Source organism: Mastigocoleus sp. MO_188.B34 (genome assembly GCF_030065675.1).
In the GTDB taxonomy this organism is placed as follows: Bacteria; Cyanobacteriota; Cyanobacteriia; order Cyanobacteriales; family Nostocaceae; genus Mastigocoleus.
In genome coordinates this window covers 1-25,335 of sequence record NZ_JASJDK010000107.1, presented here as the reverse complement: position 1 = coordinate 25,335, position 25,335 = coordinate 1, and the positions used below count along the sequence as shown (strand labels likewise).

General features: G+C 36.8%; 16 protein-coding genes. 7 read left to right on the top strand and 9 right to left on the bottom strand.

Going from position 1 to position 25,335, the window contains the following annotated elements; translation table 11 throughout:
• Nucleotides 1-328: 328 nt before the first annotated feature.
• The 3 genes from QNJ50_RS21405 to QNJ50_RS21395 all read right to left on the bottom strand — a co-directional run bounded on the left by QNJ50_RS21405 (nucleotide 329) and on the right by QNJ50_RS21395 (nucleotide 4,372).
• On the bottom strand, nucleotides 329-1,669 hold the full coding sequence (locus QNJ50_RS21405) for an ATP-binding protein (RefSeq protein ID WP_300639145.1): 1,341 nt from the start codon (nucleotides 1,667-1,669) through the stop codon (nucleotides 329-331).
• Between the two features lie 40 nt (nucleotides 1,670-1,709).
• Nucleotides 1,710-2,462: a response regulator transcription factor gene (locus tag QNJ50_RS21400; RefSeq protein ID WP_300639142.1), complete on the bottom strand. Its 753-nt coding sequence runs from the start codon at nucleotides 2,460-2,462 to the stop codon at nucleotides 1,710-1,712.
• 1,748 nt (nucleotides 2,463-4,210) lie between these two features.
• Nucleotides 4,211-4,372, bottom strand: coding sequence for a hypothetical protein (locus tag QNJ50_RS21395; RefSeq protein WP_300639139.1), 162 nt, complete (start codon nucleotides 4,370-4,372; stop codon nucleotides 4,211-4,213).
• Between the two features lie 126 nt (nucleotides 4,373-4,498).
• Between QNJ50_RS21395 and QNJ50_RS21390 the strand changes: the two genes are divergently transcribed.
• From QNJ50_RS21390 to QNJ50_RS21380, 3 genes are all read left to right on the top strand, one after another.
• Entirely contained in the window at nucleotides 4,499-5,968 is a 1,470-nt protein-coding gene (locus QNJ50_RS21390) for a sodium:solute symporter family protein (RefSeq protein WP_300639136.1), read from the top strand.
• Between the two features lie 134 nt (nucleotides 5,969-6,102).
• The gene (locus tag QNJ50_RS21385) at nucleotides 6,103-6,918 is read left to right on the top strand and encodes a hypothetical protein (protein ID WP_300639133.1); all 816 of its coding nucleotides are present in this window, start codon (nucleotides 6,103-6,105) and stop codon (nucleotides 6,916-6,918) included.
• A complete protein-coding gene (locus QNJ50_RS21380) occupies nucleotides 6,911-7,795 on the top strand; it encodes a hypothetical protein (RefSeq protein WP_300639130.1) in 885 nt (294 codons plus the stop codon). The genes QNJ50_RS21385 and QNJ50_RS21380 overlap by 8 nt, the downstream gene beginning before the upstream one ends.
• A 172-nt stretch (nucleotides 7,796-7,967) precedes the next feature.
• On the opposite strand, the gene QNJ50_RS21375 is transcribed toward QNJ50_RS21380, so the two are convergent.
• Nucleotides 7,968-9,368 (bottom strand): lamin tail domain-containing protein, encoded by a 1,401-nt coding sequence (locus tag QNJ50_RS21375; RefSeq protein ID WP_300639127.1) that lies wholly within the window; start codon nucleotides 9,366-9,368, stop codon nucleotides 7,968-7,970.
• 553 nt (nucleotides 9,369-9,921) lie between these two features.
• Between QNJ50_RS21375 and menB the strand changes: the two genes are divergently transcribed.
• Entirely contained in the window at nucleotides 9,922-10,755 is an 834-nt protein-coding gene (gene menB / locus QNJ50_RS21370) for a 1,4-dihydroxy-2-naphthoyl-CoA synthase (RefSeq protein WP_300639124.1), read from the top strand.
• A gap of 354 nt (nucleotides 10,756-11,109) precedes the next feature.
• Here the strand turns inward: menB and QNJ50_RS21365 are convergent, their stop codons facing one another.
• From QNJ50_RS21365 to QNJ50_RS21345, 5 genes are all read right to left on the bottom strand, one after another.
• Nucleotides 11,110-11,391: a hypothetical protein gene (locus QNJ50_RS21365; RefSeq protein WP_300639122.1), complete on the bottom strand. Its 282-nt coding sequence runs from the start codon at nucleotides 11,389-11,391 to the stop codon at nucleotides 11,110-11,112.
• Between the two features lie 609 nt (nucleotides 11,392-12,000).
• A complete protein-coding gene (locus QNJ50_RS21360; protein ID WP_300639119.1) occupies nucleotides 12,001-15,105 on the bottom strand; it encodes a hypothetical protein in 3,105 nt (1,034 codons plus the stop codon).
• A gap of 109 nt (nucleotides 15,106-15,214) precedes the next feature.
• A complete protein-coding gene (locus QNJ50_RS21355; protein WP_300639117.1) occupies nucleotides 15,215-17,947 on the bottom strand; it encodes a tubulin-like doman-containing protein in 2,733 nt (910 codons plus the stop codon).
• A gap of 34 nt (nucleotides 17,948-17,981) precedes the next feature.
• Nucleotides 17,982-19,808 carry a VWA domain-containing protein gene (locus tag QNJ50_RS21350; protein ID WP_300639114.1) on the bottom strand — a complete coding sequence of 609 codons (1,827 nt, stop codon included), beginning with the start codon at nucleotides 19,806-19,808 and terminating at the stop codon, nucleotides 17,982-17,984.
• Nucleotides 19,809-20,436: 628 nt separating this feature from the next.
• Nucleotides 20,437-20,979, bottom strand: a complete 543-nt coding sequence (locus QNJ50_RS21345; protein WP_300639111.1) for a DciA family protein — start codon at nucleotides 20,977-20,979, stop codon at nucleotides 20,437-20,439.
• 189 nt (nucleotides 20,980-21,168) lie between these two features.
• On the opposite strand from QNJ50_RS21345, the gene QNJ50_RS21340 reads away from it, so the two are divergent.
• From QNJ50_RS21340 to QNJ50_RS21330, 3 genes are all read left to right on the top strand, one after another.
• On the top strand, nucleotides 21,169-22,509 hold the full coding sequence (locus QNJ50_RS21340; RefSeq protein ID WP_300639108.1) for a hypothetical protein: 1,341 nt from the start codon (nucleotides 21,169-21,171) through the stop codon (nucleotides 22,507-22,509).
• 94 nt (nucleotides 22,510-22,603) lie between these two features.
• Entirely contained in the window at nucleotides 22,604-23,281 is a 678-nt protein-coding gene (locus tag QNJ50_RS21335; RefSeq protein ID WP_300639105.1) for a PspA/IM30 family protein, read from the top strand.
• 253 nt (nucleotides 23,282-23,534) lie between these two features.
• Complete coding sequence (locus QNJ50_RS21330; RefSeq protein ID WP_300639102.1) at nucleotides 23,535-24,347, top strand: PspA/IM30 family protein; 813 nt, start codon at nucleotides 23,535-23,537, stop codon at nucleotides 24,345-24,347.
• Nucleotides 24,348-25,335: the final 988 nt, after the last annotated feature.

The window sequence follows — 25,335 nt, the reverse complement described above, 5'->3', positions numbered from 1 at the left end:
TGAATTTATGGTAAATATACCAATTTCACTAACCTTCTGAATTACTTACACATCGGTAAATTTTAATTTACTCAGTGAGTGTCTATTAATAAAACTACATCGATTGATAGCAAGACTAAATGTAATGCGTCTGGATTTTATTTCGACAATAATAAATCGTTGTAAACCATTATGGTATCACAATCTAGATTTTAAATAACACATAAAAATAATTTTTTAATGGACTATAGATCGAGAACTCAAGCTATTTTTCACTACTAACCTGTGAGAGTGAAGAGCCGCGAGTAATAATAAATTCTAGTCAAAGTGTTTCTCCACTGAAGACACATTAAATATAATCCGTGTTGTTAAAATCTGCCATCTCTTCACCAAGTAATTCAATCTTTAACCAAGCTCCTCCACTTTCGGGATGGTTCATGGCACTTATCTTACCTTTGTGAGAAAGTATAATTTGTTTGACAATGGCTAACCCTAACCCTGTGCCAACGATATCTGTACTTTTATCTCCCTCAGCTTGATAAGAACGGGAACGAGCTTCATCTCCTCTGTAAAAACGTTCAAAAATATGAGGTAGGTCGTTTTGAGTAAAGCCGGCACCCGAGTCAATAATATTAATTTCTACAGAGTAAAGATTACCCGTTTGTGATTTATTAATATCTGAGGACGGTATTACCTTGGCTTCCACCCGAACATTTGTGTTTGGGGGGCTGTACTTAACACTATTATCAAGTAAATTTAGAAAGACCTGATGCATTCTTTGGGGATCGGCATTGACCCAAAGATTTTCTGGTCCAACATATACTAGTTTTAAATTATGTTTTTGAGCTATCGGTTCCAAACTTTCCCAAACAGTATTAATTAAACCGCGTAATTCTAAAGGTTCGCGATGTAAGCGGATAGAACCGCCAGTTTCCAACTGATTGAGATCCAAAGAACTCTGTACTAAGCCAATTAATCGGTCAATTTCTTTTAATAACCGATTTAGCCATCGGTCAAGTGGTGCTTCAATTTGAGTTTGTAAAGTTTCAATTACCAACCTGATTGAGGTGAGGGGTGTTCTTAACTCGTGGGCTAAATCAGAAAAAGCTCGATCGCGGACTTGAGTAATCTCCAATAACGGTTGGCAATCTTCTAAATATACTGCAACTCGCCCCTCATTTAGGGGTAGGCTAGTAGCTCGTACAGCCCGAGTTTTAACTTCTAAAATTGCTGTTGCATCTTCACAAGTGGGATGAAATATCCACTCTCGTACCTGTATTTGTTGGCGATCGCGAGCTTTTTCAATTAACCTGTCAAGTTCGTAAGAACGTACTAATTCTAGGAGTAAGCGGATTTCCCCAGGTTGCCATTTTTGCAAACCCAATAATTCCCGTGCTTGTTGATTGCACCATAGTAATTGATTTTCATCATCGACTTGTAAGTAGCCAATGGGTGCTGATTCGAGGATATCATAACAGATTTGTAGTTTCTGCTCTAAAGATTGTTGTTCCAATTTAATCAATTGGATCTCATGTTGTAAGTGTGGAATTAAAGGTGCTTTAGCTGGAGAAAACCTTCTTTGAAAAAATAATTGCGGTAACCAACGAAACCAAGCATTGAGTTGTACTCGTTGCCAGATGCAAAGACCAATTCCAAATCCAAAACCGATACAAAATCCTAGTATTAACATGACTAGTTGTTAGTTGTTTTGGGAAAATCATAGCCAACAACTACCCAAAGCGATAACCGAAACCTCTGACGGTAACAATATATTCTGGATGACTAGGATCTTGCTCTAATTTTTCCCGCAACCAACGAATGTGAACATCCACTGTTTTACTATCTCCAACAAAGTCAGGTCCCCATACTTGGTCTAATAATTGTTCCCGCGACCACACGCGACGAGCATAACTCATAAAGACTTCCAGGAGACGAAATTCTTTTGGTGACAAGCTCACTTCTTCACCACGTACCAAAACCCGACATTCCTGGGGATACAAAGAAATATCTTTGTACTGTAAGACAGGTGTTTGCGGTAAACTGCTCAAGCGTTGGCGACGCAACAAAGCACGACAACGAGCAACTAACTCCCGGACACTAAATGGTTTGCTTAGATAGTCATCAGCTCCAACTTCTAAACCAAGAACTCGGTCTGTCTCACTGCTTTTGGCACTCAACATGAGAATTGGAATTGGATTTCCTTGATGTCGGAGCAAACGACAGATGTCCAATCCATTAATGTGAGGCAACATCAAATCAAGAACGACTAAATCAAATAGAGCTTCTCCTGAATTAGACTCGAAACATTTCAAAGATTCGATTGCGGAACGTCCATCAGTAGCAGTTAAAACTTCATAGCCTTCTGCCTCTAAAGCTAAAACTACCATTTCTCTGATAAGTTCTTCATCCTCTACCACTAAAACGCGGTTTGCTTGTCCAATATCTGTTGTTGCAGGATACTTCGCTGGCTCACTAGTATACATTGATGTGAATTTAAAAACAGTGATTATACTTATGTTTGATTGATGCTAAAAAATACAAAGTATTTACTTTTCTAGCTCAATTAACGTGCAAAACTTATGATCTAGTGTAATATATTTAACAGTTGCATTTACTATTATAAAGCAATAAAACACTAAGGAATTAATATTTTTATCTTATTTTTACTGATTTATACTGAACTAATATTTTTTTGCAATTGCTTATTTATTATTTTGTCATTTTTTACAGTCTCACTCACTTTATAAAAATAGAAATACCCAGCAGCATTGTATCAGGATTAAAGTCTGTTTCAGAGATACATGCTTTTAAAATTACTCTTCCCTAAGAATAAAACCTATTTATTGGTAAATATTTAGGAAATATATCCCCCTGATATCTAATATCTAAATAATTTAAAAGTAATTTAGATAAAACTCTTCAATTTAATTTTTCACCATCTTTTGGGGGTCTAACCCCCAATCTCAGGCTTGTTGCGCAGTTGTTTGCAAGCCCATTGGGATTTGTATTTTAAGCTTTGCCCAGGTATTTATTTTGATTTTTTTATATTTTTATGTTGCTTGAAAGACTTATTTATTAGTTTAGTTTTACGTTTGTTTGATTACTAGAGGCATTTGCAGGCTCGGATTAATAACTTGCTATTCAGGGTTGAAAACACTTGTTAGTTCTTTTAACTGTCGCTTGTAGTACTCAAGTCCACTTTTTGGGTTAAAAATTTCAATGATTGGTTTAGCTAGAATAATCATAACTTTCTTGATTGGGTAAATTATTTAACAAAAAAACATTAATATCTGCAAATATTTACGTGATATTTTGCTCAAAAGTCATAATTGTATTTTAATAGTCTTGTTTTTATTTCTAATCTATGATTAGTTTAGAGTTTTCTAAAATTAAAACCTGAAGTCAAGTTGGAATTTGATGGGGATTAATAACATCACTAAGATCCAAAGAAGTGAAAAATTGCTACCTAAGTGATGTTCAATTTGAGTGAGATACAGCTATTAATTCCTGGAGTCCGAGTATAAAGTCAAGAAAATACTTTCTAGTTTTTCGGAATAAAACTAAATCACTGAATAGTCATATCAAGGAAAAAGATTATAAATAAATTTGATAAATACCCATAGGAGATATACTTCAAAAACGCCACCCAGTTGTAATGAGTATGTTTTTGGCTTTTTTTATGATGGGTTATTTATTCTGACAACTAGTTTTTTACACTGATACCGCTTGGTATATTGTGTCATAGCAAATTGTCATTTTAACTACGCCTTTATGGAAATAAGCTTGGAAACCGTAGGGGAAAGTTTAAAAACTATGGATGAGTTCTCGTAATCAGATCTAGCACCTATCTAAGAGTTGATGTGTATCTAATGGTTTTTCCTGTTGAGATTTATCTTAAAAAAACAAAATTTTTTATTCTGAAGATATGACAAACTTTTTATAGTCTTTAAGTTCTAAGGAATGAAAATTTAATAACCTGTAATTCTGAAATTTGGAATGGTGCGTTACGCGATGCTAACAGCACCCTACTTTTGTACTTTATTTAATCCACATTTCTAAGAGCAAGAGATGGAGGTGAAAGTTGCTCGTCAAAAACTTAATTAACTCCCGCATTTTCAAATTGATGAAATTTAAATTGGTGAGATTGTAAGAGTTAAGTTATATCAACAAAAAATTTTCCACAAAAATAATATGAATATTTTTCAAACCTCACATTTTTGGTTTTTCTGTTTTAGTGTGATTTTTTTTCTTTCCCTTGACTTTTGGTATTGGCAACCAGAATTATTGTTATCCGTTTTTTATCTTCCTCCCTGGGTAATATATTTTGTTGGGTTACAAATAATTCTTTCTCTTGCTTTGCTGCTATTTGCACTGATTTTTTGGAAAACACCATCAAACTAGTGTTCTACTGTGAAAACTATAACGCCAACATATCTCTAATTAACAATTAGTGGTGGATGTTTAGAAGCATTTTTGGGACTATTGTAAAAGTAGTTGATAGTAAAAATCATCTACACTAATGGCTGTAGAAAATCTAATTCCTTATTTATTTATTGCTGTTTATTTGCTGTTTACTCTTGGGGTGGGAGTAGCTGGTTATTCGAGAAAAAATGATACGCCACAGGAGTATTTTATCGCTGATCGTAATATTGGAACAATTGTTTTATTTTTTACTTTGATAGCTACTAACTTTAGTGCTTTTACTTTTTTGGGTTTTGCTGGTGCGGGTTATCGAGTGGGAATTAGCTACTATCCGATGATGGCATTTGGGACAGCGTTAGTTGCTATATCCTTTTATTTTATTGGTTATAAGGTCTGGCTTTTAGGTCGGGAAAAAGGTTTTATTACTCCCTCAGAGTTAATTGCAGAACGCCTAGGAAGTCAAACTTTGAAAGTGATTTTCCTGACAGTGATGATAATTTTTACATTACCTTATTTAACTTTGCAACCAATCGGTGCGGGATATCTTCTGGAAAATTTAACCGGCGGACAAATTCCTTATTTTGTTGGTGCGACTGTTTTAACTTTGATTATCGTCTTATATGTCTTCACCGGGGGTATGAGGAGTGTTGCATTAACAGATGTTTTGCAGGGTCTTCTAATGTTTGTGTTGATGATTTTAGCGGTGTTTGCTGTCGCCAATAGCTTGGGTGGAATCGCTGCAGCAAATCGCACAGTTTATCAACAAATACCAGAAATTTTTTCCCGACAGGGTATTAATAACTTTTTCACAAAACCCAAATGGTTTAGCTATATGCTTTTATGGGTTCTGAGCGTACCGATGTTTCCCCAAATGTTTATGCGCTTTTATATCCCCAAAACACCCACATCTTTGAAGGTTTCTGCTGTTTTGTATCCTTTGATAACAGCAACTATGTTTATTTGTCCCGTACTGATTGGGGTTTGGGCGCATATTCCCTTTCCCAATCTCATAGGAAAAGCTACAGACCAAGTCTTACCAATGATGTTGGCAGAATATACTCCCGTTTGGATAGCTTCATTCGTGATGGTGGGAGCATTAGCAGCGTTTATGTCAACATTGGATTCCCAGCTTCTAGCTTTAAGTTCCATGTTAACGAGGGATGTATACATTTCTTACTTGCGTCCCAGTGCAAGTTTATCGGAGCAAACTTTAGTTGGACGGATATTAATTATAATTTTGGCAACTATTGGTTTAATTATTGCTTATAATCCACCAGCTACTATTGCTGCGATTGCAACCCAAGCTTTTACTGGTTTGGCTGTATTGTTTCCTACTGTTATTGCTGCTTTGTATGGGAGAAATATCAACCCGCTAAGTTGCATCATTTCCATTCTGGTAGGGGAAGCGGTGTTACTTGGTTTTCAACTAAAGTTAATTCCAGCAAGTTTGACCTTTGGCTTTTTACCTGTTGTACCCATAGTTATTCTTTGTTCAGTAATTATTTTACTGGGAAGTTTATTTGTGAAACCAAAATCCAACCCTATCGAAAATCAAACAAATAAATAAACAAATAAATAAATAAATAAGTCTAAATACCACAAACCTATTAATTATCAGAGAAAAGTGAGCTTTATTAATTTTGTGTTGATGATAAGCACAAGGCTTTTCCACAAGTATTCACCTATTAGTAAAGTCTGAATATGAAAGGTTTCAGTTTCAAGAAAAATATTCTATGGAAGTTTTTGTTAACAACTAGCTTTTGTCTACTCAGTTTCAGTGAAGCTCTAGCAGTTCCAAAAATCCTGGTACCACCTTCACCCTTCAAAGGGTTGAATGGTTTAAATTTTGATAGTAAAGGACAATTATATGTAGGAAGTGTACCTGGACAAAGAATATATCGAGTTGATATTGAAACGGGAAAATTTGATGTATTAATCGATCGCCCCCAAGGTCAGGCTGACGATTTCTTTTTTACAGCCAATGGAAATATTTTTTATACATCCTTGCTTGAGGGTAAAGTTAGAAGCTTTAATTTAAATACAGGTGATTTTGCAACCGTAGCTTCAGATATACCACTGGTCAATCCAATTGTTCAAAATCAAGATGGTCGGGTTTTTGTTGCTCAAAGTTTGAGTCCAAATACTACAGGACTTTTTGAAATTGACCTCATGGGAGTTAATCCCCCGCGCTTAGTTTTAAACAAACCGGGGTTAAATGCTTTTGCATTTGGTCCTGATGGATTGCTCTACAGTCCAGGTCAATTTACGGGTGAAGTAATTAAAATTAACGTTGATACTGGCGTCAGTGAACAAGTCACCACAGGATTAGTCAATCCAGTTGCTGTTAAATTTAACTCAAAAGCGGAGCTATTTGCACTTGATACAGCAACTGGTCAAGTTTTGCGAGTTAATAGGATAACTGGTCAAACTCAGTCAATTGCTCAACTGCAACCAGGTTTGGATAATTTAGCATTTGCTCCCAATAATTTGCTTTATGTGAGCAACTTTGTTGAATAGTGATATTAACGAAGTTAATACAGAAACTGGTAAAGTTCGAAAAATTATCCCAAGTCGGGGGTTGACAGCACCAGGTGGAATCGCAGTATATAATAATTCTCTCTATGTCGCAGATACTAATTCCTATCGGGTTTTGAATCGCAAAACCGGACGCATCAAGCAGACATTACGTAGTATTGTCACGCCGATTCAAAATCCTTTGAATGTTTCTGTTAATGAAGAAAATGCAATTGTTAGTAGTTGGTTTGCTGATACAGTACAGCGGCTCAACCGAGAAACTGGAGATGTTTTGAATACCTACACCGGTTTTAATATACCCTATGATGCGATCGAACTTTCAGATAGTAGTATTTTGGTGGCTAACTGCGGTAACGGTCAAATCACTCAAATTTTGGACAAAAATGGTAAAAATCGACGTATAGTCGCATCGGATTTATCTTGTCCAACAGGTTTAGCACGAGTAGATGAAGATACTGTTTTAGTTACGGAATCTCTGGGTAATCGACTATCACTGATTGATCTCAAAACTGGGAAACATCAAGTCATTACTTCAAACTTATCTTCTCCCGAAGGAGTAGCTTATCATCCGGAAGGAATAGCGGTAGTCGCTGATGTTGGTACCCAAAGCGTTAAAGCTATTAATATAACTACAGGAAAAACTGTTACTTTGAAAAAGAATTTACCAATTGGTCTTCCAGGTTTTCCGAGCGGACCACCACCTTATAGTTTTACAGGAATTACCCTGGCTAAAAATACAGTTTATATTGCTGGAGATATTGACAACTCGATTCGTACAGTCAAAATCAAGCCCAAAATTAAAGCTTTCTTGGGTCTTAAAGGTTGGAGACACAAGGTTAGAAAATCTCACGAGGATTGAATAATTTGAATTATCTTATTCGGAAGAGGACAGTAAAAGTAACTTAAATAAGACTTTTTTGTGCGCTAATAAATTCTCATATTAATCTTAGGGTGGTGCGTTACTGCAGGGTGACAAAGGTGACACAAAAAAATATTCTCTTGCGCGCAAACACGCACCCTACAGAAATTTATTACGCGAACTCTATTATTGTCCCTGAGGAAGCACGGGAATATCTAACCGTCGCAACTTCCTCTGAGTTTGGATCGTGTAAAGTTATTAATCCTGACTTGTTGCTCATTTGCATGGAATCAGGAGTAGAACGAGTTACAATAAAACGTTTGACTTCATTGGGTTGTAATGTCCCACTTAATGCTTGAGGACGTCCAACCCTATCTTCCATTTGCCAGCCCGTGAGGTTAATTACCTCATCAATTGTGTTTTGTAATTCAACCCACTCCTTACCTTTATCTTTTCCTGAAGGGTTAGGTAATGCTCGCACGATCCTGACATAACTATTATTGGTAAGAATGTCATCTATTGGGACAATACGAGGAGGATCCATTTCCGATTCTTGTTTTTGTGCTTCTTCCCGATCCTCAAGACTGAGAAATATGGGGAAGAATGAACGAATCATCTCTCCTCGACTACCGTTGGGGTTGGTATTGCGATAAAGAACTAAATCGTAATTTGCTCCATTAATATTTACTCGTCGTTTGTCACGTCGAACTCGACCGTAAACACTTTCGTAATAAACAACAGTTGCGATCGCAATTTCACATTCGGGACTAGGTCCAACAAAAAAACCACCTTTTTTCTTGAAAAGTTTAGCAACAATGTTACCGCGCATATCTGTAACTGTTTGCAACTGTTGTAGGGTCACAACGTTGGGATTTTGTGGTCCTTCTTGTCCTTGCAAATCATACTTGTAACCCAAATAGTTTACCCGTTGATTTTGTTCGTCAAGGTAGAATTTTACCCAAGAGTGATAGCCTGACACCTTACCCAGAGCTTCTTCCTTATTACCTGCATCGGTGTCATATTTACCTTCACCAACAAATACATGCTCAAAACCAGAAGCAAATTCAGTCGATCTACCCCTGAAGTAATTGGTGTAGAGTTCAAACCAGATACGGCTTAGCTTGGAAGCAAATTGTTGCTCTGAAAGATTTTCACCGAACTCTTGGTTAATATATTTCAGTGCTAACTGAATTGGCTTAGTTTTGAGAATTAGAGATATAAATTGTCGTTGTTCTGCTTCTTCTTGTTCGTCTGTGAACTCTGGATCGACTGAGCGAATGGCGTAATTGTCTAGCAGATTAATGAAACTAACGTATGTCCGATTCTCGTCAAATAGTTTCTCTTCGTTAACTCGATAAAATAAAGGTCTGGTAGCTAAATCTATTTCCCGACTTCCACTTGCTTTGACCTGCTCGTCCAACAGTATATCAGCATTGGGATTTTCCCATTCTCCAACACGATTGCGAGGACTCACAGAGAATTGGTTTTCATCGTTCTCCCAAAGAATTTGATAGATGTTATCTTCTGTCAACTCAACAGAATTGGAATTATCGAGAGATGAAAGTGTTTGCATGTTTTAGTTCGTTCTAATTTTTTAAGGTATAGTCACAAAAAATAACTTTGTCCAATATGTAAAATAATTGACACAGTTACTTTATCATCTAGGCAGATCGCGGGATGTCCTATTACGGATATACAAAGATTGCCTGCGCTTTAACCGAAATCCTTATAGAGAAATAATCTTACTAAAAATAAAAAAATGTGATGTAGCAAATATCTAGCAACCAACCCAAAATTTATTTTTTGTAAGGGGTGCTACCATTACTAGTTATTTAAGTAAAGCTAAAATCAGGTTAATTTAATATTTAAAAATTATAAAGAACAAGTTAAATTTTCTTTGATCTGATATTGCCAGCTACCGTTGGAGATAGTGATAAAAATTATTTTATGTTGCCAGTTCACAGATATTTGATGAGTATTTTAAGCATATACTTTTTGGAAATAAGCACCATCTTCAAAACGACCTTGCTCGAGAAACTCTAGATAAGATTGGCTTAATGATTGGCTTAATAAATGTCCACCGTAGTAATATCGCTAATGTTAAAAAAGATTAGCGATATATTTAAATGCAGATTAACTGGCAAACAGTCAAAACCTACGAAGATATCCTCTATGAAAAAATGGGTGGTATCGCAAAAATAACTATCAACCGCCCCCACAAACGTAATGCTTTTCGCCCTCAGACAGTCTTTGAGCTATATGATGCTTTTTGCGATGCTCGCGAAGATACCAAAATTGGAGTTGTGTTATTGACCGGGTATGGACCACATACTGATGGAAAATACGCTTTTTGTGCGGGTGGCGATCAAAGTGTACGTGGAAAGGCTGGCTACGTCGATGATAATGGCATTCCCCGTCTAAACGTACTAGATTTACAACGCCTAATTCGTTCCATGCCCAAAGTTGTAATTGCTCTAGTTGCAGGATATGCAATTGGTGGCGGACATGTGTTGCACTTAATTTGTGACTTAACTATTGCTGCAGATAATGCCATATTTGGGCAAACAGGACCAAAAGTTGGTAGTTTCGATGGTGGTTTTGGCGCTAGCTACCTGGCGCGAATAGTCGGACAAAAAAAAGCTCGCGAGATTTGGTTTCTTTGCCGTCAGTACAGCGCTCAACAAGCTTTGGAAATGGGCTTAGTTAACACAGTTGTACCAGTCGAACAGTTAGAAATAGAAGGAATCCAATGGGCAAAAGAGGTTTTAGAAAAAAGCCCAATCGCTATTCGTTGCTTGAAAGCAGCATTTAATGCTGATTGTGACGGACAAGCTGGCTTACAAGAATTAGCTGGAAACGCCACTTTACTGTATTACATGACTGAAGAAGGAAGTGAAGGAAAGCAGGCTTTTCTAGAAAAACGATCGCCCAATTTTCATCAATATCCTTGGTTACCTTAATTTGGTTAATGTAATTTCACAAAAATTGCCCCTTATTATCTTAAGGGACAATTTTTCATCAACCAAATTTCAATTTACAAGATTCAGTTACAAGATTCAGAACACAACCCAAAAATTTTAAAAAAGAATTTATTTTTCTAGACCCTTATGGTGGAACTAGTAAATTTTGGCTGATTTTCAATATTTACATTTTTCACAAAATAGATTTCAAATCTTGCAAAGCAAATTATTTGAAATTCATACGGTTCGGGTGAAAGACTAAGCTATCTATTTACTTTAATTTCCATCTCAAACTGCTCAAATATTTTAGTTCGATCCTGTTTATCAATTTAAAGTAAATAAACTTGGCAAGCTTTATCTTTTGGCATCTATCTTCAATGGAGCAACTTTATTCTCTGCACCATTAAGCTCAGCTTTATTTAACTCTGAGCCTAAAACGGGAGTTGCATCCGCCAAGTTCCAAACGTCTTCCAATCTTTCCCATGAAGGTGCAAATGGTGGTAAGGAAAGAGAACAAGATTTCCAATTTCCTTTTACAGGCGCTCCCAATTGTTGGCAGGCGCCACCCCGCCTTCCTTCAGGTCTGTAATATCGACAGTATCTGCAGGAAGAAGCTAAGAATTTGATGGCTTTCATATTTAATGCCGAAATAGGCTAACTAACATAATTTTATTTTGCTCTTAGATACAAATACGGAATTTAGCTACAAACCATTGTTTTATATTGTTTATAGCCTTTTATATTAAAAAGGTAACTTTACTTTTTTTTTATATTTGTGTTATATTTTTCAATTTTTATGTTAAGAAGTTGATACAAAAGGAGAGCTAAGGCAATTAAATAGTTACGGAATGAAATATATGAATAATAGCTCGAAATAATTGGGGATCAACTATAAATATAAAATTTTAGATCCCATAGCTCTGGTAACATCAGTCAGTCAGAATTATTTTTTCTAGGAAATATATTTTTTTTAGATAGATTTATCATCACTTAATTATCTTATGGGTTTTGTGAAAGTGATGGGTTATGCTTCAGGTTGGGTTACTCCTTTCCTAGCACCTTGAGATAATATTTGCATGGTTTTTCTAGTAATCTACTATATTTATTTAGTAATCCAACGCCTTACTGCAGGTAAATGGATGAAAGTCTATAAATATATAAAACCCTATCGATTGAACTCATCCCAGCCTTTACTTAACCTCCGCAAAGACAGGGTTAGCTTAGATTTTTAATTACGGTTAAGGATTAATTCAAAGGATTGTAATTGGATAGTAGTTGTGTTATTCGTTTACGCTCGTAATGTGTTAAATCTTTCGCAGATTTTTCCAATTTTTCTAATTGCTGGTAAATTAAATGGTTTTCAAAATATTCTATGCGTTCTTTGAGTTCTCCATATAGTTCTTGGTGAGTAAACTCAGTTGCTAAAGCTGAAGCAATTTTTTCTCGTTCTTTCCCAAGAGGTTGATTATTAAACTGATAATTATCTCGAGCATTTTGAGATACTAGCTCAAGAGCGATCGCTAGCAGCAGAGTATCATAAGCTCCATTTAATTCCCCATTAGAACTAATTTCTTCAGGAATTAAATCGGGAATATTATTATCTTGTTCCGATAGTTCTTGGTGATTGCGCTCATAGCAGTCTCGATAAAACTCAATTTGACTGAGGAAATATACTGGAAAACCTAAAGAACGTACCAAAACCCGCAAACTACCTTCATTTTCGGCAACAATGGGAGTAATAGAACGGCTAAAGCGGTTATAACGCTGAAGTATTTCCTCTTTATCTTTTGCTCCAACCCAAAGGGTAATTTCTGGTTGAGAAGTCGGATTTAAATGAGCGTCACTATCTTGGAGGCGCAGTAGTATTTTTGCACTATGAGAAAGTTGATTCAGTCGGACATTAGCTGTATCGTTTGCAATCAGATCCGATTTTAAAACTTCTCCAATGGATAATTGAGTCAAATGTTCAAACTGTTTTTTTGAGAAGGATAGCAGTTGATCGCGAAATTCTGTTGCAGTAATTCGCAACGATTGAGAACGATTAATTTCTTCCCTTGAAAATTTATCAATAGATAGGGTGGATAAAAAAGACTGATGATAATAAGTATCAATATCAGAGGTTGTTAAAACTGCTAATCTAGTTTCAGAAGAATTTGTAGCTAACCGATCGCGTTTGTTAATTAAATTCTCATGTATTCGAGATAAATTCGAAAAAGTTTGGTGTAAAACTTCCGTTTTTTGTTTAGTAATTTTAATGAGATAATTCAGGGCTTCAACACGAATATTTTGAGCGTATAGTTCGTACTCCAACTTTAGTCGATCGTTATAGCTGTGACGTAGTTCTACAGCAGTAGCCTTTAAACTGCTTTCAAGCCGTTCGACCTGTTTCCGAATTTTCTGAATATGCTGGCGAATACCACTGCTATATTTCAGCCAAATTACCACTGAGTAAGTAAATGTTGTGACTAAACCCAAAAGTAGATAGTTTAGTAAGTTGACTCCCATGTGTTGCAACAATGACCAAAATTTTGATTGACTAAAAAGACCAGTAATAACAAGGATTCCAACCAAAAAAATAACAACAACAACAGGAAGGGTAACTAGATATAAAGAACGAAATCGCTTTTCTTCTGCTATCAGTTCATTTAACTGATCTGTAGCTGTTTCATGCTGATTTTCTAGAGAATTTAGCAGTTTTTGCCCTTGATTTATGGTTGCGTATTTTTTGGCGCGAGCATCATCAATTGCAGTGAGGCGATTTTGGCGAGCTTGTTCAATTTCTGCATTGATAGCTTGATAATATTCAGTAACAGCTACTTTTAATTGCTCCTGAATTTTATCTAGCTCTTCATCAATAAGAGTTTCCGAATTAGGATCGGTTAGAGCATCTCTAGTTAAATTATCTTGGGTTAAACTATCCTGGGTTAAACTACCTTTTAGTTGTTGCCGTTGCGATTTTAAGGTGAAAATTCCTTCGAGCAGCTTTTGACTATTTTCTTTATTAACTGTGACGTGTAATCGAGAATCTAAGAATCCTTCAGCAGCGCGTAGTTCTGTTATTAAATTTTCGGGGCGATCGCCAATAAATTCAGTTTGCAATTCCAAATAAGGGTTAGTCAGGATGTTTGATAACCTAACTGTTTTCTGCAAACCATCGGTGACAGCATCAACATATTGGCTAATTCTACGATCCAAGAGTTCGGTTAGTGTAGCTTGCGTTTTTTTGCCACAATTTTCTAGGGCGCGCTTATATGAAATAAGTTTTGTATCTTCAAATTGCTTATAAGCACGTTCCAATTCAATTCCATATTCTTGAACTTTACCGGGACGAATATCAAGTCGGGGATTAAAATCTTGCCAAACTGGTTTACCGTTGTCTCTTTCTAATTGCTGTAAAGCATCGTTGTAATCTTCACTCAGGACAAATTCTTTAGCATTCAAGAGTAACTGACGATGTGCTTCTGGAGTAAACTTTGCTTGTCGTAGAAACTCTTGGCTCAGAATATCGGTTGCTAAGGTTGAACTCAAGCGATCTATAACTGTCTGTGCGGGAAAAAATAACTCTCCATAGCCGAATGTACTGTATGCTGGGATTTTTCCCCGTACTGTATGGGTTCCAATTAACAATCCCCCTGTTTCTGGCTCAGCAGTTAAAAAACCTGCAAAAGCATCGGCGTAACTGTCCAAATTAACTCCCAGTTCTCCAATGCGTTCATCGATCAACCAGCAATTATCAAAAGGTGGTTTTTTTTGATTACCAGAAATCACCACTCCTTTAGTCATTTTTTCGTCTAACTCTTTGAGCAGTTGGTAAGCAGCAGCATAATGTTCTGTTTTAGCTTGAGCAAATAACCCTGGTAGGAGCAACAAAGCTTCTAGACTATGGGGAATATCAGTGAAGTAGATATTAAATAGCCAATGAATCAAGCGGGACAGGTCAAATACCAGTTCTCGTACCCGAGGGTCGCTAGCGGAAAACATGATGTAAATTCTATACCAAGAACTAATATCAACTCCGGAATTTCTCGCTGCGATCGCTTCAGGAGATTGATTAACTGATTTAATTAAATCAATGAGAGTTGTTTGCAGTTCCTTGGCTCCCCGTTCGAACTGTTGACTCAGTTGGGATACAGAAGCTTGTTTGGGATTGTTCAATTTGAGTTCGAAACTCCCATCGGCAAAGCGATCTAACTCCTTACTAAACCCAAGAACTTGACCATCCCAAGTGAGAGTATAAGTTTGAATTAAGTGACTTTGAACCGTGGGAAGTTGTTGGAGTTGTCCTTCGATAGCTGCACATAAAGCAGTGCTATGGGGGTCGAGGGCAATTAGGATAGTTGGTTTTGGCATGATGCTAGTAAGCTACTATGCAGCTAGATTCAGAAGTATAATCCTTGTTTGCAAAGTTTTCAGGAAATTTATGATGGTAGCTTTATTTACCTTGTTAGTTCATCCGTGACTAGCTAATCACATCCAAATCTTCCAAGTAAGCATCAATTTCTTGAATTTCCATTTCTACCTGTTCTTTAATTTGAACAGCAACTTTATTGTTCTTCAAAAGCTGATTAATCTGCTTAATATAATTCTCCAAGGACAACCTTGCTTTTTCTATATCTTCGTGGGTAATTTTATCGACCTTCTCAGCAATTTCTTTAACCAATGAGGAGTTACTCTTAAAAGCTCTGAATGCCGATCTGCGATCGTTCCCCAACAGCAAAATTCCATCTTCTAATTTTCTTGCTTGTTCGGTATGTATAAAATACTTTCTTTTATGATTAATAATCAATGAATACGGATTAGGTGCTAATGCTAAGGCAAACCAGCGTAACGATCCACCATCATCTTCTGGGGGAATTAGATTTGCCAAATTTGTCCAACCCCGATGCAAATGTTTAAAGACTTTGTCTGGATCTAGGTAAGCTAACTCCATATCTTTCATACCATTGAGGGCAAACAAAGGTACACCTATTTCTACTCGAAATAGCGTAAGTTTGTGGGGTTCGCCTGTGGGTACAAAAGAAACATTACCTTTGCCTTTAGGTATCCGATTAGAAAGGGGTGGATCGCTAAAAACAGTGTTATTACTCTCGACGCCGTAATAATAAAATTCTGTAGTTATATGCTGCTTTTTGGCTGGAATTTCCGAATCTTGATATTGCCACAATGGAACCGCAAGCTTACCAAGTTGCTGTAAATCTTGTCCCGCATCTTCCGGGTTGCTATCTGCCAGAACTTGCTCAATACTCATACTGGTGAGCGGATGATAAGTTTCCTCCATAAAACTTAAGATGTCATCCTTAACTTCTTCAGCTTTTTTCTCAGACCAATTAGTTAAGCTTTGAGACTGTTCTCGATACCAACGGATGAAGTCTTCCCCGGTAAATTTCGGGCGTTTTGATTCCAAGTCAATGCGCTGAATGGTATGAATGAAAGGATTATCAGAATTACCTTGCAAACTAACTTCAGCGTAACTTTGTTCCAAATCTCGATAAACTTTATCTAAGTTGCTGTGAATACGTTGGCATTTTTCCTGAATTTGCTCTACTTTAGTTCGCAATACACCACAGAGTTCTGCAGCTTTGTCGCAACGCTTCCAATGTAAATATATCTTCCACTTTTGGTCAGCCCGTTCCTTATATCTTTGACAAGCTGCTTGGACATTATTTTTATTTAGGAACCAACCTTTTGCAACTTCTTTAATTTTTTCTTCTTGTGATTCTAACTTTAAAGCAGAAAAACTAGATTGTGCTTCTTTTGATTTGCGTTGAACGATTTGTTGTAACTCATCTAGTTTATGGGCAAGATTATTTACAAATTGCAGAGTAGAAGCTAAACCATTAGGGTGATTAATACCACGCTCTAACCAAGCTGATATTGTGGCTGTCGCGGTTTGTTCTAAACGGTAAAAATTCATCGCTAAATCTTTAGCCGTCCGTTGTTCCATTTGGTCTAACTGTCGCTTGTACAGATCTTTAATTGTCTGTGGAGACGTACGGTCAAATTTCATTTCACCGATTCTGAATTCTGGTTTGATTTGTCCGCCGCGAGTGCTCTGTATCAAACTATCTAGAATAGTAGTAGCGTCTTCTAATTTACAATCCTGTAAAAAACGATCGATTTCACTTCTGATATCCATATCTGTAGTAGAAGCCATCAACTCATTTTTGAGTAATCTTTGTGCATCCTCTAGTTTCATCCGCTCGTACTGATGTACTGGCAAAGTTAGGGTCGCAAAGCCAAAACTACAGTAATTTATATTCCGTCCTCGAACTTTTTCACCAGTTGCTAAATAAGCCCGAATATTATCAGCAACGTTAGCAGCATCTAAACCAATTTGAGAGCCAATTTGAATATATAAACCATCAGCAATTAAGTTTTGCAGGTCGTTGGGACGGCTAACTACAGTACCATTTTTATTGATACCATCCATCAAAAACACTGCATCAAAAGGAGGTCGATCTGCTTTGACTTTGGTAATACCGTAATCAATTTCTAAAGGATGAGATGGAGACAATCCCCAAAAATGTTCGATCTCTTTTAGAGCGCCATAAGCATTGGATTTTACCAAATGAGTTTGAGGAAGATTGGCAAATACTCTGGGTAATACAAATAACCCCGTAATATTGGAAAAGCTATTGAGATATTGCCGTGTTAGAAATGCAACATCTAAAAAAGTACCACTACCAGTTCCACCGGCTAAACTACCAACAATAAAAACTTCAATACCATCACGGTTAGAAACTTGAAAGTTATCTGAAAATGCTTGTTTGCTAGTGCGAATCTCCCGTACAGCATTTATTGCTTGACTTATCAAACCATTAATATCGCCCACCTTGGCAAAAAATGCTAGTCGTCCTCGCGCTCGAATTTGTCCTGCACCACTAATCAAGCTAGATGTGGGAATATTTTTAGGCCACCATTCGTCAATATGATCGTTGCGGGTTAAGGGTAATGGATTTGCCACTGAAATCGCATAAAGTTCATTAGGTTCTAAAATAACTTTAGTGCCATCAGGTGTTTTTTCTCGACTTTGAATATTTTCAGTTGTATCAATAGAAATAAAGCGAATAATTTCCGGTACGTAGCCATAAACATCAATAAATCGCTTTTTTAGTTTGAGTACGACTTCATAACCAGTACCTCCTAGCCCAATGACAACAGTGGGGCGAAAAACAACTGTGGGACGTGGCATTTAATTTCCTCTAATTTTAGTTATTAGTTAAAAGTCAAAAGTTTTCTAGCCCACTGTTTGGTTCATAGGGCCTTTGGTTTCCGAGCCAGTTAAATCGCAGCTTCACGTTACCAAGCCCGATTGTGTCTTCGTCGTAAAGTTGATATGTAGTTATTTTTTCATTATTGACAAAAATAACACCTTCTAAAACCCGTATATATACATATTTTTTCCCCGATTGCCAATTTACGATTAATTCCGCATCACAATTTGTAGCTGCGATCGCTGGTATTAATGCACTCAGGTTGACTTTTGGTTTCTGCTGATGGGTAAGACTGATGTATTCTTCTTCCGGTGATATTGGTTGTGGTTCTATTAGTTCCAATTCACCTTCTAAATGTTTGCGACTGCGAATATCTTGAAGTAATTCCCAGGGGGTTTTACGTTGAATAAAGCAAATTATAGTTAAAGCAATTAAAAGTATTAGTAGTATTAACAGCGACCAAAAGATTATTTTCCGTCCTAGTGGAATCAAAACTTGTATTTCCGCTTTAGCAGTGAGAGGAGTCGCAAGCCGATGGTCTGGAGTCACAACCACATTAAAGATACGCTTACCCTCAAAACTGTTCTCGGAAACCTCAAATTGTATGGGTATTTTAGTTTCCCCAACATTTAAAGACATAGTTCCTGAAGGTTTTTTTAGAGAAACATCTTGAAAATTACCTTGCAGTTGTAAGCTAGCTGTTCCTGAAATTGTGCTGCGAACTACCAAAGTCTTTATTTGGCTGGTTTCTCCCGTAACTACAGAACCAAAATCTAATTTTTTGGGCTGCACTGATAATTGCGGTTTAATAGTTAAAGATAAATCAATTGTTTGCGGTGCAATGGCTCTATTTGTTGCTCGCAATACCAAGCGCAGCTTGCGGGTACCTCCTTCGGTGTTTGCTGGAATTTGTAATTTTATAGGGATAGCTTTTGCTTGATTAGCAATTAAGTCAACTGTGCTAGGTGAAACTAATTTAATGCCGCTTCTTTCTATATCTTTTAGTTGTAAATTTACCTTAGTATTAACATTACTAATACTATTAATATGGATTGATTTTATAGTTTTTCCCGGTAGTACAGGTGGTAAATTAATCGCAGATAAACTAGCATCAATTTGTGGTTTTATTAATACTGGTCTAATATTTTGTGCCAGCTTATTTAATCGTACTCCTCCAGGGTCGCGTAGTACTCTTCCTTTACCGCAAAGAGCTGGATGATTCGCAAATTTGTTTAATTGTTTTTCATGTTCTGTCTGTCCCAAAGATACGAAGAATACATAAGGCTTGCATTGTTGTTCCCGTAAAAGCTGGTTATTGTGAGGAATTGGTACGGGGTTAGGAATACCTCGAATATCTTCCAATCCATCAGTAAGAAAAACTATACTCACAGTCCTATTTGCAGCATTAGGAAGTTGGTTTAATCTGGCGGAATTTTTCAGCGCATATTGTACTGCTTTACCCGTATGAGTACGTATTCCATCAGCTTTGAGGTTATTAATTATTTGTTTGAGCTTACCCCGGTCGGGATTAGTTTTAATAGTAATTTCTTGAGCTTGTAGAGTTACGTCACTATCAAAATTATAAATAGTGACTGTATCACCTAATCTGGCAGTATTAACAAATTGAGTAATAGAACTCTTAACTTGAGGAAAAATATTTTTTGTACCACCTGCACCTCGCATGGAAGCAGAGGTATCTATTACCACAATCCAGTCAATTCCACCTTTTGGATTTCGAGCAAATACACTACCAAACTGAGAAATTGAAACGAATAAAAAAGTTAAAACACTTAAGTTTGAAGCAAAATTAAACCATTTTTTTATATATTTAAAATTCATGGATAGATGTCTCCAGTCATATATTTATGACTTTTTTCTGCTGATTTTTAAGTTATTTTTTATTATTTAATTTTTCTGTTTTTTTATTTTAGTACTGATGGAAATAGAATGTTTTACTAATTCACTCAGGAATTAACCCTTAAATAGAGTATTGCAATACCGGCTAAAATTTAATAATCAACTATTTTCTAGGCTTATTAAAAAGTCTAAAAACACTAATTATATTTATTGTAAAATATATGTAATAAACAATTAATGCAGAAATCATAAATACTTTAAAAATTAGATTTATTCAATGTAAAATATTATTTTTATATATCGAATCATAATTGTTTAATGGAATTGTATTGATGTATTTATGATTGCAAAAAAATTACTATTAAATATTTAAGTATGCGCAGAAATAATTAATTTAGATAAACGTAATAATGTATATGTTAACTATACAATTTTATGACATAGTACTTGAAAACTGTTCAGTAGTAGTACTGAAGATAAATAAGTTGTATGAATATTCTGATAGCTAATATATGTAACTATTTGGTGTAGTTAATTAATATCTTTAATTAAGTATTAATTAAAATATTGCTAAAAATTAGAGTTTATGTTTTAAGCACCGGTTGATTTATTATCTTTTTGCTGCACACAAAAAACAAACCTCCCAACGCTTTAATTCCCCCGGTGGAGTAGGACAATTACATTGAGGACAGAGGGACAAGCCACGCGATCGCATTTTTACCGTTGTTCCCCAATCCTGAAAAACTTTTTGGGGATTATTTTTCTTACGTGCTGTACTGGACTCTAATTTTACTTGGGGACCAATGTAACTGGGATGGTGAGAAGGTGATAAATTTTGATTAACTTCATTATGTTTCTTTTGACGTTTCCATCCTGAAGTGGAAAAACGAATATCCAACACAGGAGTGAGTGACAAGTCATTTAACTTGACAAGCAAGTTTTGTCGTTCAAATGTCAAATTCTGTGCCCAAGCAGCACTGGAAGTAGCAACCCACAATATTCCCTGCTTAATGTATAAGGGTTGGGTATGGGTAGCAACTACCTTACCTACAATTTTTGACCAATTATCTAGTAAATTCTGAAAAGGATCTTCTTGCCATTTTGCCTGATTTTTCAGAACATCTAAGATATTATTAACAGACTTAAAAGACATTCTGCCGGTTCTAATTTAAAAAATTAACGTGTTTGTGGGATGTTTCTGTAATATTTCTATGATAATTTTCATGCCAAATAGGCACAAAAGTGTTTTATTGAAATTATTTTTTATTTTATATTCAAGTTTTATTTTATATTTATCAATCGTTTAACTTCAGCAGTCTAAGTTCATCAAGGCACACAGGGAATGAGTCAAAAATTGAGGACAGATGCAGGTGGTAATGAATCATCTAACAACCAGTATATTAAGCCAAAGTTAGCAGCAGCTTTAGCTAGTTTAGAAGTACAACTAGATCGAGAACTAGCCCGATACAGACGCACGCGTCTTAGGGAACGAAAGCCAGATCGAAGCCAATTTTGGGCATCTACTACAAATGGATTGGCGCAATCACAAGATATTGCTACTACACAATCGAATCAAAATTTAACTCCGGAAGTCGAAAATATTCCTAGAGAGGAAGCAAATGCTGAGTCTCAAGTTTCGGTCAACAAAATTGAAGCAACGACATCAGTACCTCCGCACTCCCAGGTTAACCCACAACCATCAAATTTATCCAGGGGGGATACAAAAAAACTAGAAATCGATCGCGACCTCAAGGAAAAACAAAGTTCTGAGCATGTTGATTCAGAACAGGTTGATTCAGAACAGGTTAATTTAGAACAGTCCAATTCGTCACAAGTAAAACCTAAAGTGGGGAATATTGTCGCTGCTGAAGTTCCCCAGAATCAAAAAACTCAGGCTTCCCCCCCCACAGGAGACCAAACTATTATTCAGTCCCCAGAAGACTACTTAGAATCTTCCGAAGAACTTTTACGAAGTTTTTCTGCAGAAAAAAAATCAAGCAAAAAATCAGAAGCAAAAACAGATATCTTTTTAACACCTTTGGGTATTGCTTCAATGCTATTGCTGTTGGTTACCTGTATTTTAGTTGGTTGGGTAGCTGCGAATCCTGGTGAGTTACCAAAACTGAGTTTTGGTAGATTATTCAAGCAAAACTCTGACAATGATTCAGATGACTCCCCAATAAAAGGTAGTAGTAGAAGTTTGACACAACCACAAGTTACTCCTATTCCCAAACAGCCAAACTTAGCAACCCAAGAATTTCCGGAAGTCAATAATCCTGACGATGTGGTGAATCTTAAACCAAAACCAAAACCCACACCAACAACACTGGAACCAGAATTAAATCCGGTAAACAAACCTAATGTTGAGAGCAACGAATCCCAATCTTCCATTAACGATGCTTCAGTAACACAAGTTGACACACCCCAAGCAACCGAAGAAACACAAAAAACCGAATCGGATGCAGCTGATGCAGATATCAAACCCAGCACTGATGGTTTCTATCATGTAGTTGTGGATAATCAAGGAGAAGAATCCGTTACTAAAGCTCGCCAAGTTATTCCTGATGCTTACATATCTGATGATGGTAAGCTAATTCATCTTGGCGCTCTTAAAACTAAAGAAAGAGCTAAAAAACTTGTCTCCGAACTCAAAAGTAAGGGGCTTAATGCAAAAATAAAATAAGCCATGTTAAGTAAGCAAGATGCTGACTATCGTAGGATAGTATGGTGTTAAAGACTAGCGCCAACAGCGAATTCATCAACTTTGGAGAGCTTTCATGGGGCTGATCGATCGTATCCTGCGAGTACTTCGCGCTAATATCAACAGTTTAATCAAAGGGGCAGAAGATCCTGAAAAAATTCTGGAGCAAACTGTTAAAGAAATGCAGGATAACTTAGTGCAATTGCGACAAGGAGTAGCGCAGGCGATCGCGACTCAAAAACGTACAGAACGACAAGCCGCTCAAGCCCAATCGACATCAGAAGAATGGTATCGTCGAGCCCAATTAGCACTGCAGCAAGGTAACGAATCATTAGCAAGGGAAGCCCTGACAAAACGCAAAGCTTATCAAGATACAGCTAAAGAATTACTTAATCACATAGATTCTCAGAAAACGGTTGTAACCCAGCTGAAAAAAAATATGCAAAGTTTGGAAATAAAGATTTCTGAGGCAAAAACTAAAAAAGATATGTATATTGCGCGTGCTCGTTCAGCCCAAGCTTCCTACCGACTTCAAGAAATGCTGGGCGATTTAACTGGCGATCAAAGTGCTTTTGAACGTATGGAAGAGAAGATTTTAGGAATAGAAGCTCAATCAGAAGCTGCTTCTATAAGTGGAAATAATGAATTGGAAGAAAAATTTGCTGCTCTAGAGAAAAGTAAAGAAATTGATTCAGAATTAACAGCAATGAAACAGCAACTTGCAGATGGAATGGGTAAAAACAATGAAATATAGGCTTATTTCTATTTGAGGAGTTTATTCCAATCTAAATTGATCTAAAAGCTAGAACCCCAAAAGCTAGAATCCCGAAAGCTAGAATTATGAATATTGGGCAATTACCAATCGTTCAGAATATCTTAAAAATAAAGTTTTATCCTGGAGGTAGGGTACAGACAGAAAAAATTACATTTGAATTAGTAGTTATTAAATCGTAAAAAATCTCGCGGTTCTACACAGCGCGTAAATCTAAACAGGAAAAGTAAAAATTATGGGATTATTTGATCGTCTTAGACGAGTAGTTAGTGCAAACCTTAATGATTTAGTTGCTAAAGCTGAAGATCCTGAAAAAATTCTAGAACAAGCTCTTCTGGAAATGCAGGAAGATTTAGTCAAGCTACGTCAAGGTGTAGCACAAGCAATTGCTGCCCAAAAACGAACAGAAAAACAATATAACGATGCCAACAATGAAGTGATTAAATGGCAGCGTAATGCTCAACTAGCCTTACAAAAAGGTGATGAGAACCTTGCACGTCAAGCTTTGCAACGCAAAAAAAGTTTTGACGAAAATGCTAATGCTTTGAAAGGTACTTTGGACCAACAAAGTGCGACGGTGGAAAATCTCAAGCGCAGTTTGATTCAGCTAGAAAGCAAGATTTCTGAAGCAAAAACCAAGAAAGAAATGCTTAAAGCTCGCAGTAGAGCTGCCAAAGCTCAAGAACAACTTGAAGGTATTGTTGGTGGTATGAATACTAGCAGTGCAGCAGCAGCATTCGAGCGGATGGAAGAAAAAGTCATGATCCAAGAAGCTCGCGCTCAATCGGCAGCAGAATTGACCGGTGCTGATTTAGAAAGCCAATTTGCCCAATTGGAAGCTGGAAGCGATATCGATGATGAGTTGGCTGCAATGAAACTACAACTTTCTGGTGCTTCACCTAAGCAACCTCAACTACCAGAGCAAGGAAATACCTCTCAAAACAATAATCAATCCAGCAATCAATCCAGTAATCAATCTGACAATCAACCTAATGAAGTTGTTGATGCTGAGTTGGAAGCATTACGCAAACAATTAGATCAAATGTAACTTTTGATAATATTATTTTTTATTTTTCCCACCTCCTCTCGGTTGTGGGATTTTGTTTGCTCAATAAACCCAGATTAATCATATAAGGCTATGCGCAAGTCATTAGCGGATCTGTAAGTAGCGCAGCTAGAGAGAAGAAAGAGGCAAAGATGCACCTTACGGTGTTTGGACGCAACAAGCTGTATATTGGCGGCATAGCTGTTAGAGGCATCTACAATGAACGCGTAGCGCGTCCAAATGCAGTGCAGATGACGCCTTTGGCACATCTAGAATGCACCTGCGGTGTTCACTGTTCGCTTTAGGGCGAGCTAAAGTGCGTTCTAAGACGCCGACGTCGCAGGCTAAGCACGAGCAACCGCGCCCGATGGGCGTTACCGGAGGTAGCGCAGCAAGATGCTTTGCTAGTCACTGGATCCGTAAGGTGACGTAGTCATAGGCTCTTAACCGCAGGTAGAGTAAGAGCAGCATAGGTAATGACCTTGCGGGTTACGCACCCCTTTGGGACGTTCGCCGTTAGCAAAGCGTGTCGTAGACATAGGCGCGGGCTAACACGCTACGCTAATATGGGGCGTAAGCACAGCAAAAGTCAAAAACCAAAAGCCAAAAGTAAAAAGCTCAATAATCATAGATTTCAGAATTACTTTTCAAAAGTGAATAGCTTTTAGCTTTTCCTGTATCTCATATCAATTTCGTCGAAATAACCGTTATTATCCATGAATAACGCAATTAGGTATCATGGGTTATTTCTGAAGACACATCATTTAACTGTAGGGTTGTATTTCCATAAACGCATAAATTCTTAGCAGTCAAGTACCGCTGAGGTTACAACAGTAATTCAGAAGAAACTGATTCAAACACTGAATACAACTAATCAAGATTTTTTCTTGCTTTGTTATTTAACGAGAATCAAGAAAGATTGTTTAACTAGAAGTTTCTTTGTGAGTACTTCCAAAAAACAATCTTCCTTCTTCAGACACAAATTTTATTT

Bases quoted from the DNA above. Each gene is read 5' to 3' on its own strand.
- QNJ50_RS21375 (WP_300639127.1), bottom strand. From the start codon at position 9,368: ATGCAAACACTTTCATCTCTCGATAATTCCAATTCTGTTGAGTTGACA.
- QNJ50_RS21365 (WP_300639122.1), bottom strand. From the start codon at position 11,391: ATGAAAGCCATCAAATTCTTAGCTTCTTCCTGCAGATACTGTCGATAT.
- QNJ50_RS21340 (WP_300639108.1), top strand. From the start codon at position 21,169: ATGAGTCAAAAATTGAGGACAGATGCAGGTGGTAATGAATCATCTAAC.
- QNJ50_RS21345 (WP_300639111.1), bottom strand. From the start codon at position 20,979: ATGTCTTTTAAGTCTGTTAATAATATCTTAGATGTTCTGAAAAATCAG.
- QNJ50_RS21350 (WP_300639114.1), bottom strand. From the start codon at position 19,808: ATGAATTTTAAATATATAAAAAAATGGTTTAATTTTGCTTCAAACTTA.
- QNJ50_RS21390 (WP_300639136.1), top strand. From the start codon at position 4,499: ATGGCTGTAGAAAATCTAATTCCTTATTTATTTATTGCTGTTTATTTG.
- QNJ50_RS21355 (WP_300639117.1), bottom strand. From the start codon at position 17,947: ATGCCACGTCCCACAGTTGTTTTTCGCCCCACTGTTGTCATTGGGCTA.
- menB (WP_300639124.1), top strand. From the start codon at position 9,922: ATGCAGATTAACTGGCAAACAGTCAAAACCTACGAAGATATCCTCTAT.
- QNJ50_RS21400 (WP_300639142.1), bottom strand. From the start codon at position 2,462: ATGTATACTAGTGAGCCAGCGAAGTATCCTGCAACAACAGATATTGGA.
- QNJ50_RS21405 (WP_300639145.1), bottom strand. From the start codon at position 1,669: ATGTTAATACTAGGATTTTGTATCGGTTTTGGATTTGGAATTGGTCTT.
- QNJ50_RS21330 (WP_300639102.1), top strand. From the start codon at position 23,535: ATGGGATTATTTGATCGTCTTAGACGAGTAGTTAGTGCAAACCTTAAT.
- QNJ50_RS21385 (WP_300639133.1), top strand. From the start codon at position 6,103: ATGAAAGGTTTCAGTTTCAAGAAAAATATTCTATGGAAGTTTTTGTTA.
- QNJ50_RS21395 (WP_300639139.1), bottom strand. From the start codon at position 4,372: ATGGTGTTTTCCAAAAAATCAGTGCAAATAGCAGCAAAGCAAGAGAAA.
- QNJ50_RS21335 (WP_300639105.1), top strand. From the start codon at position 22,604: ATGGGGCTGATCGATCGTATCCTGCGAGTACTTCGCGCTAATATCAAC.
- QNJ50_RS21360 (WP_300639119.1), bottom strand. From the start codon at position 15,105: ATGCCAAAACCAACTATCCTAATTGCCCTCGACCCCCATAGCACTGCT.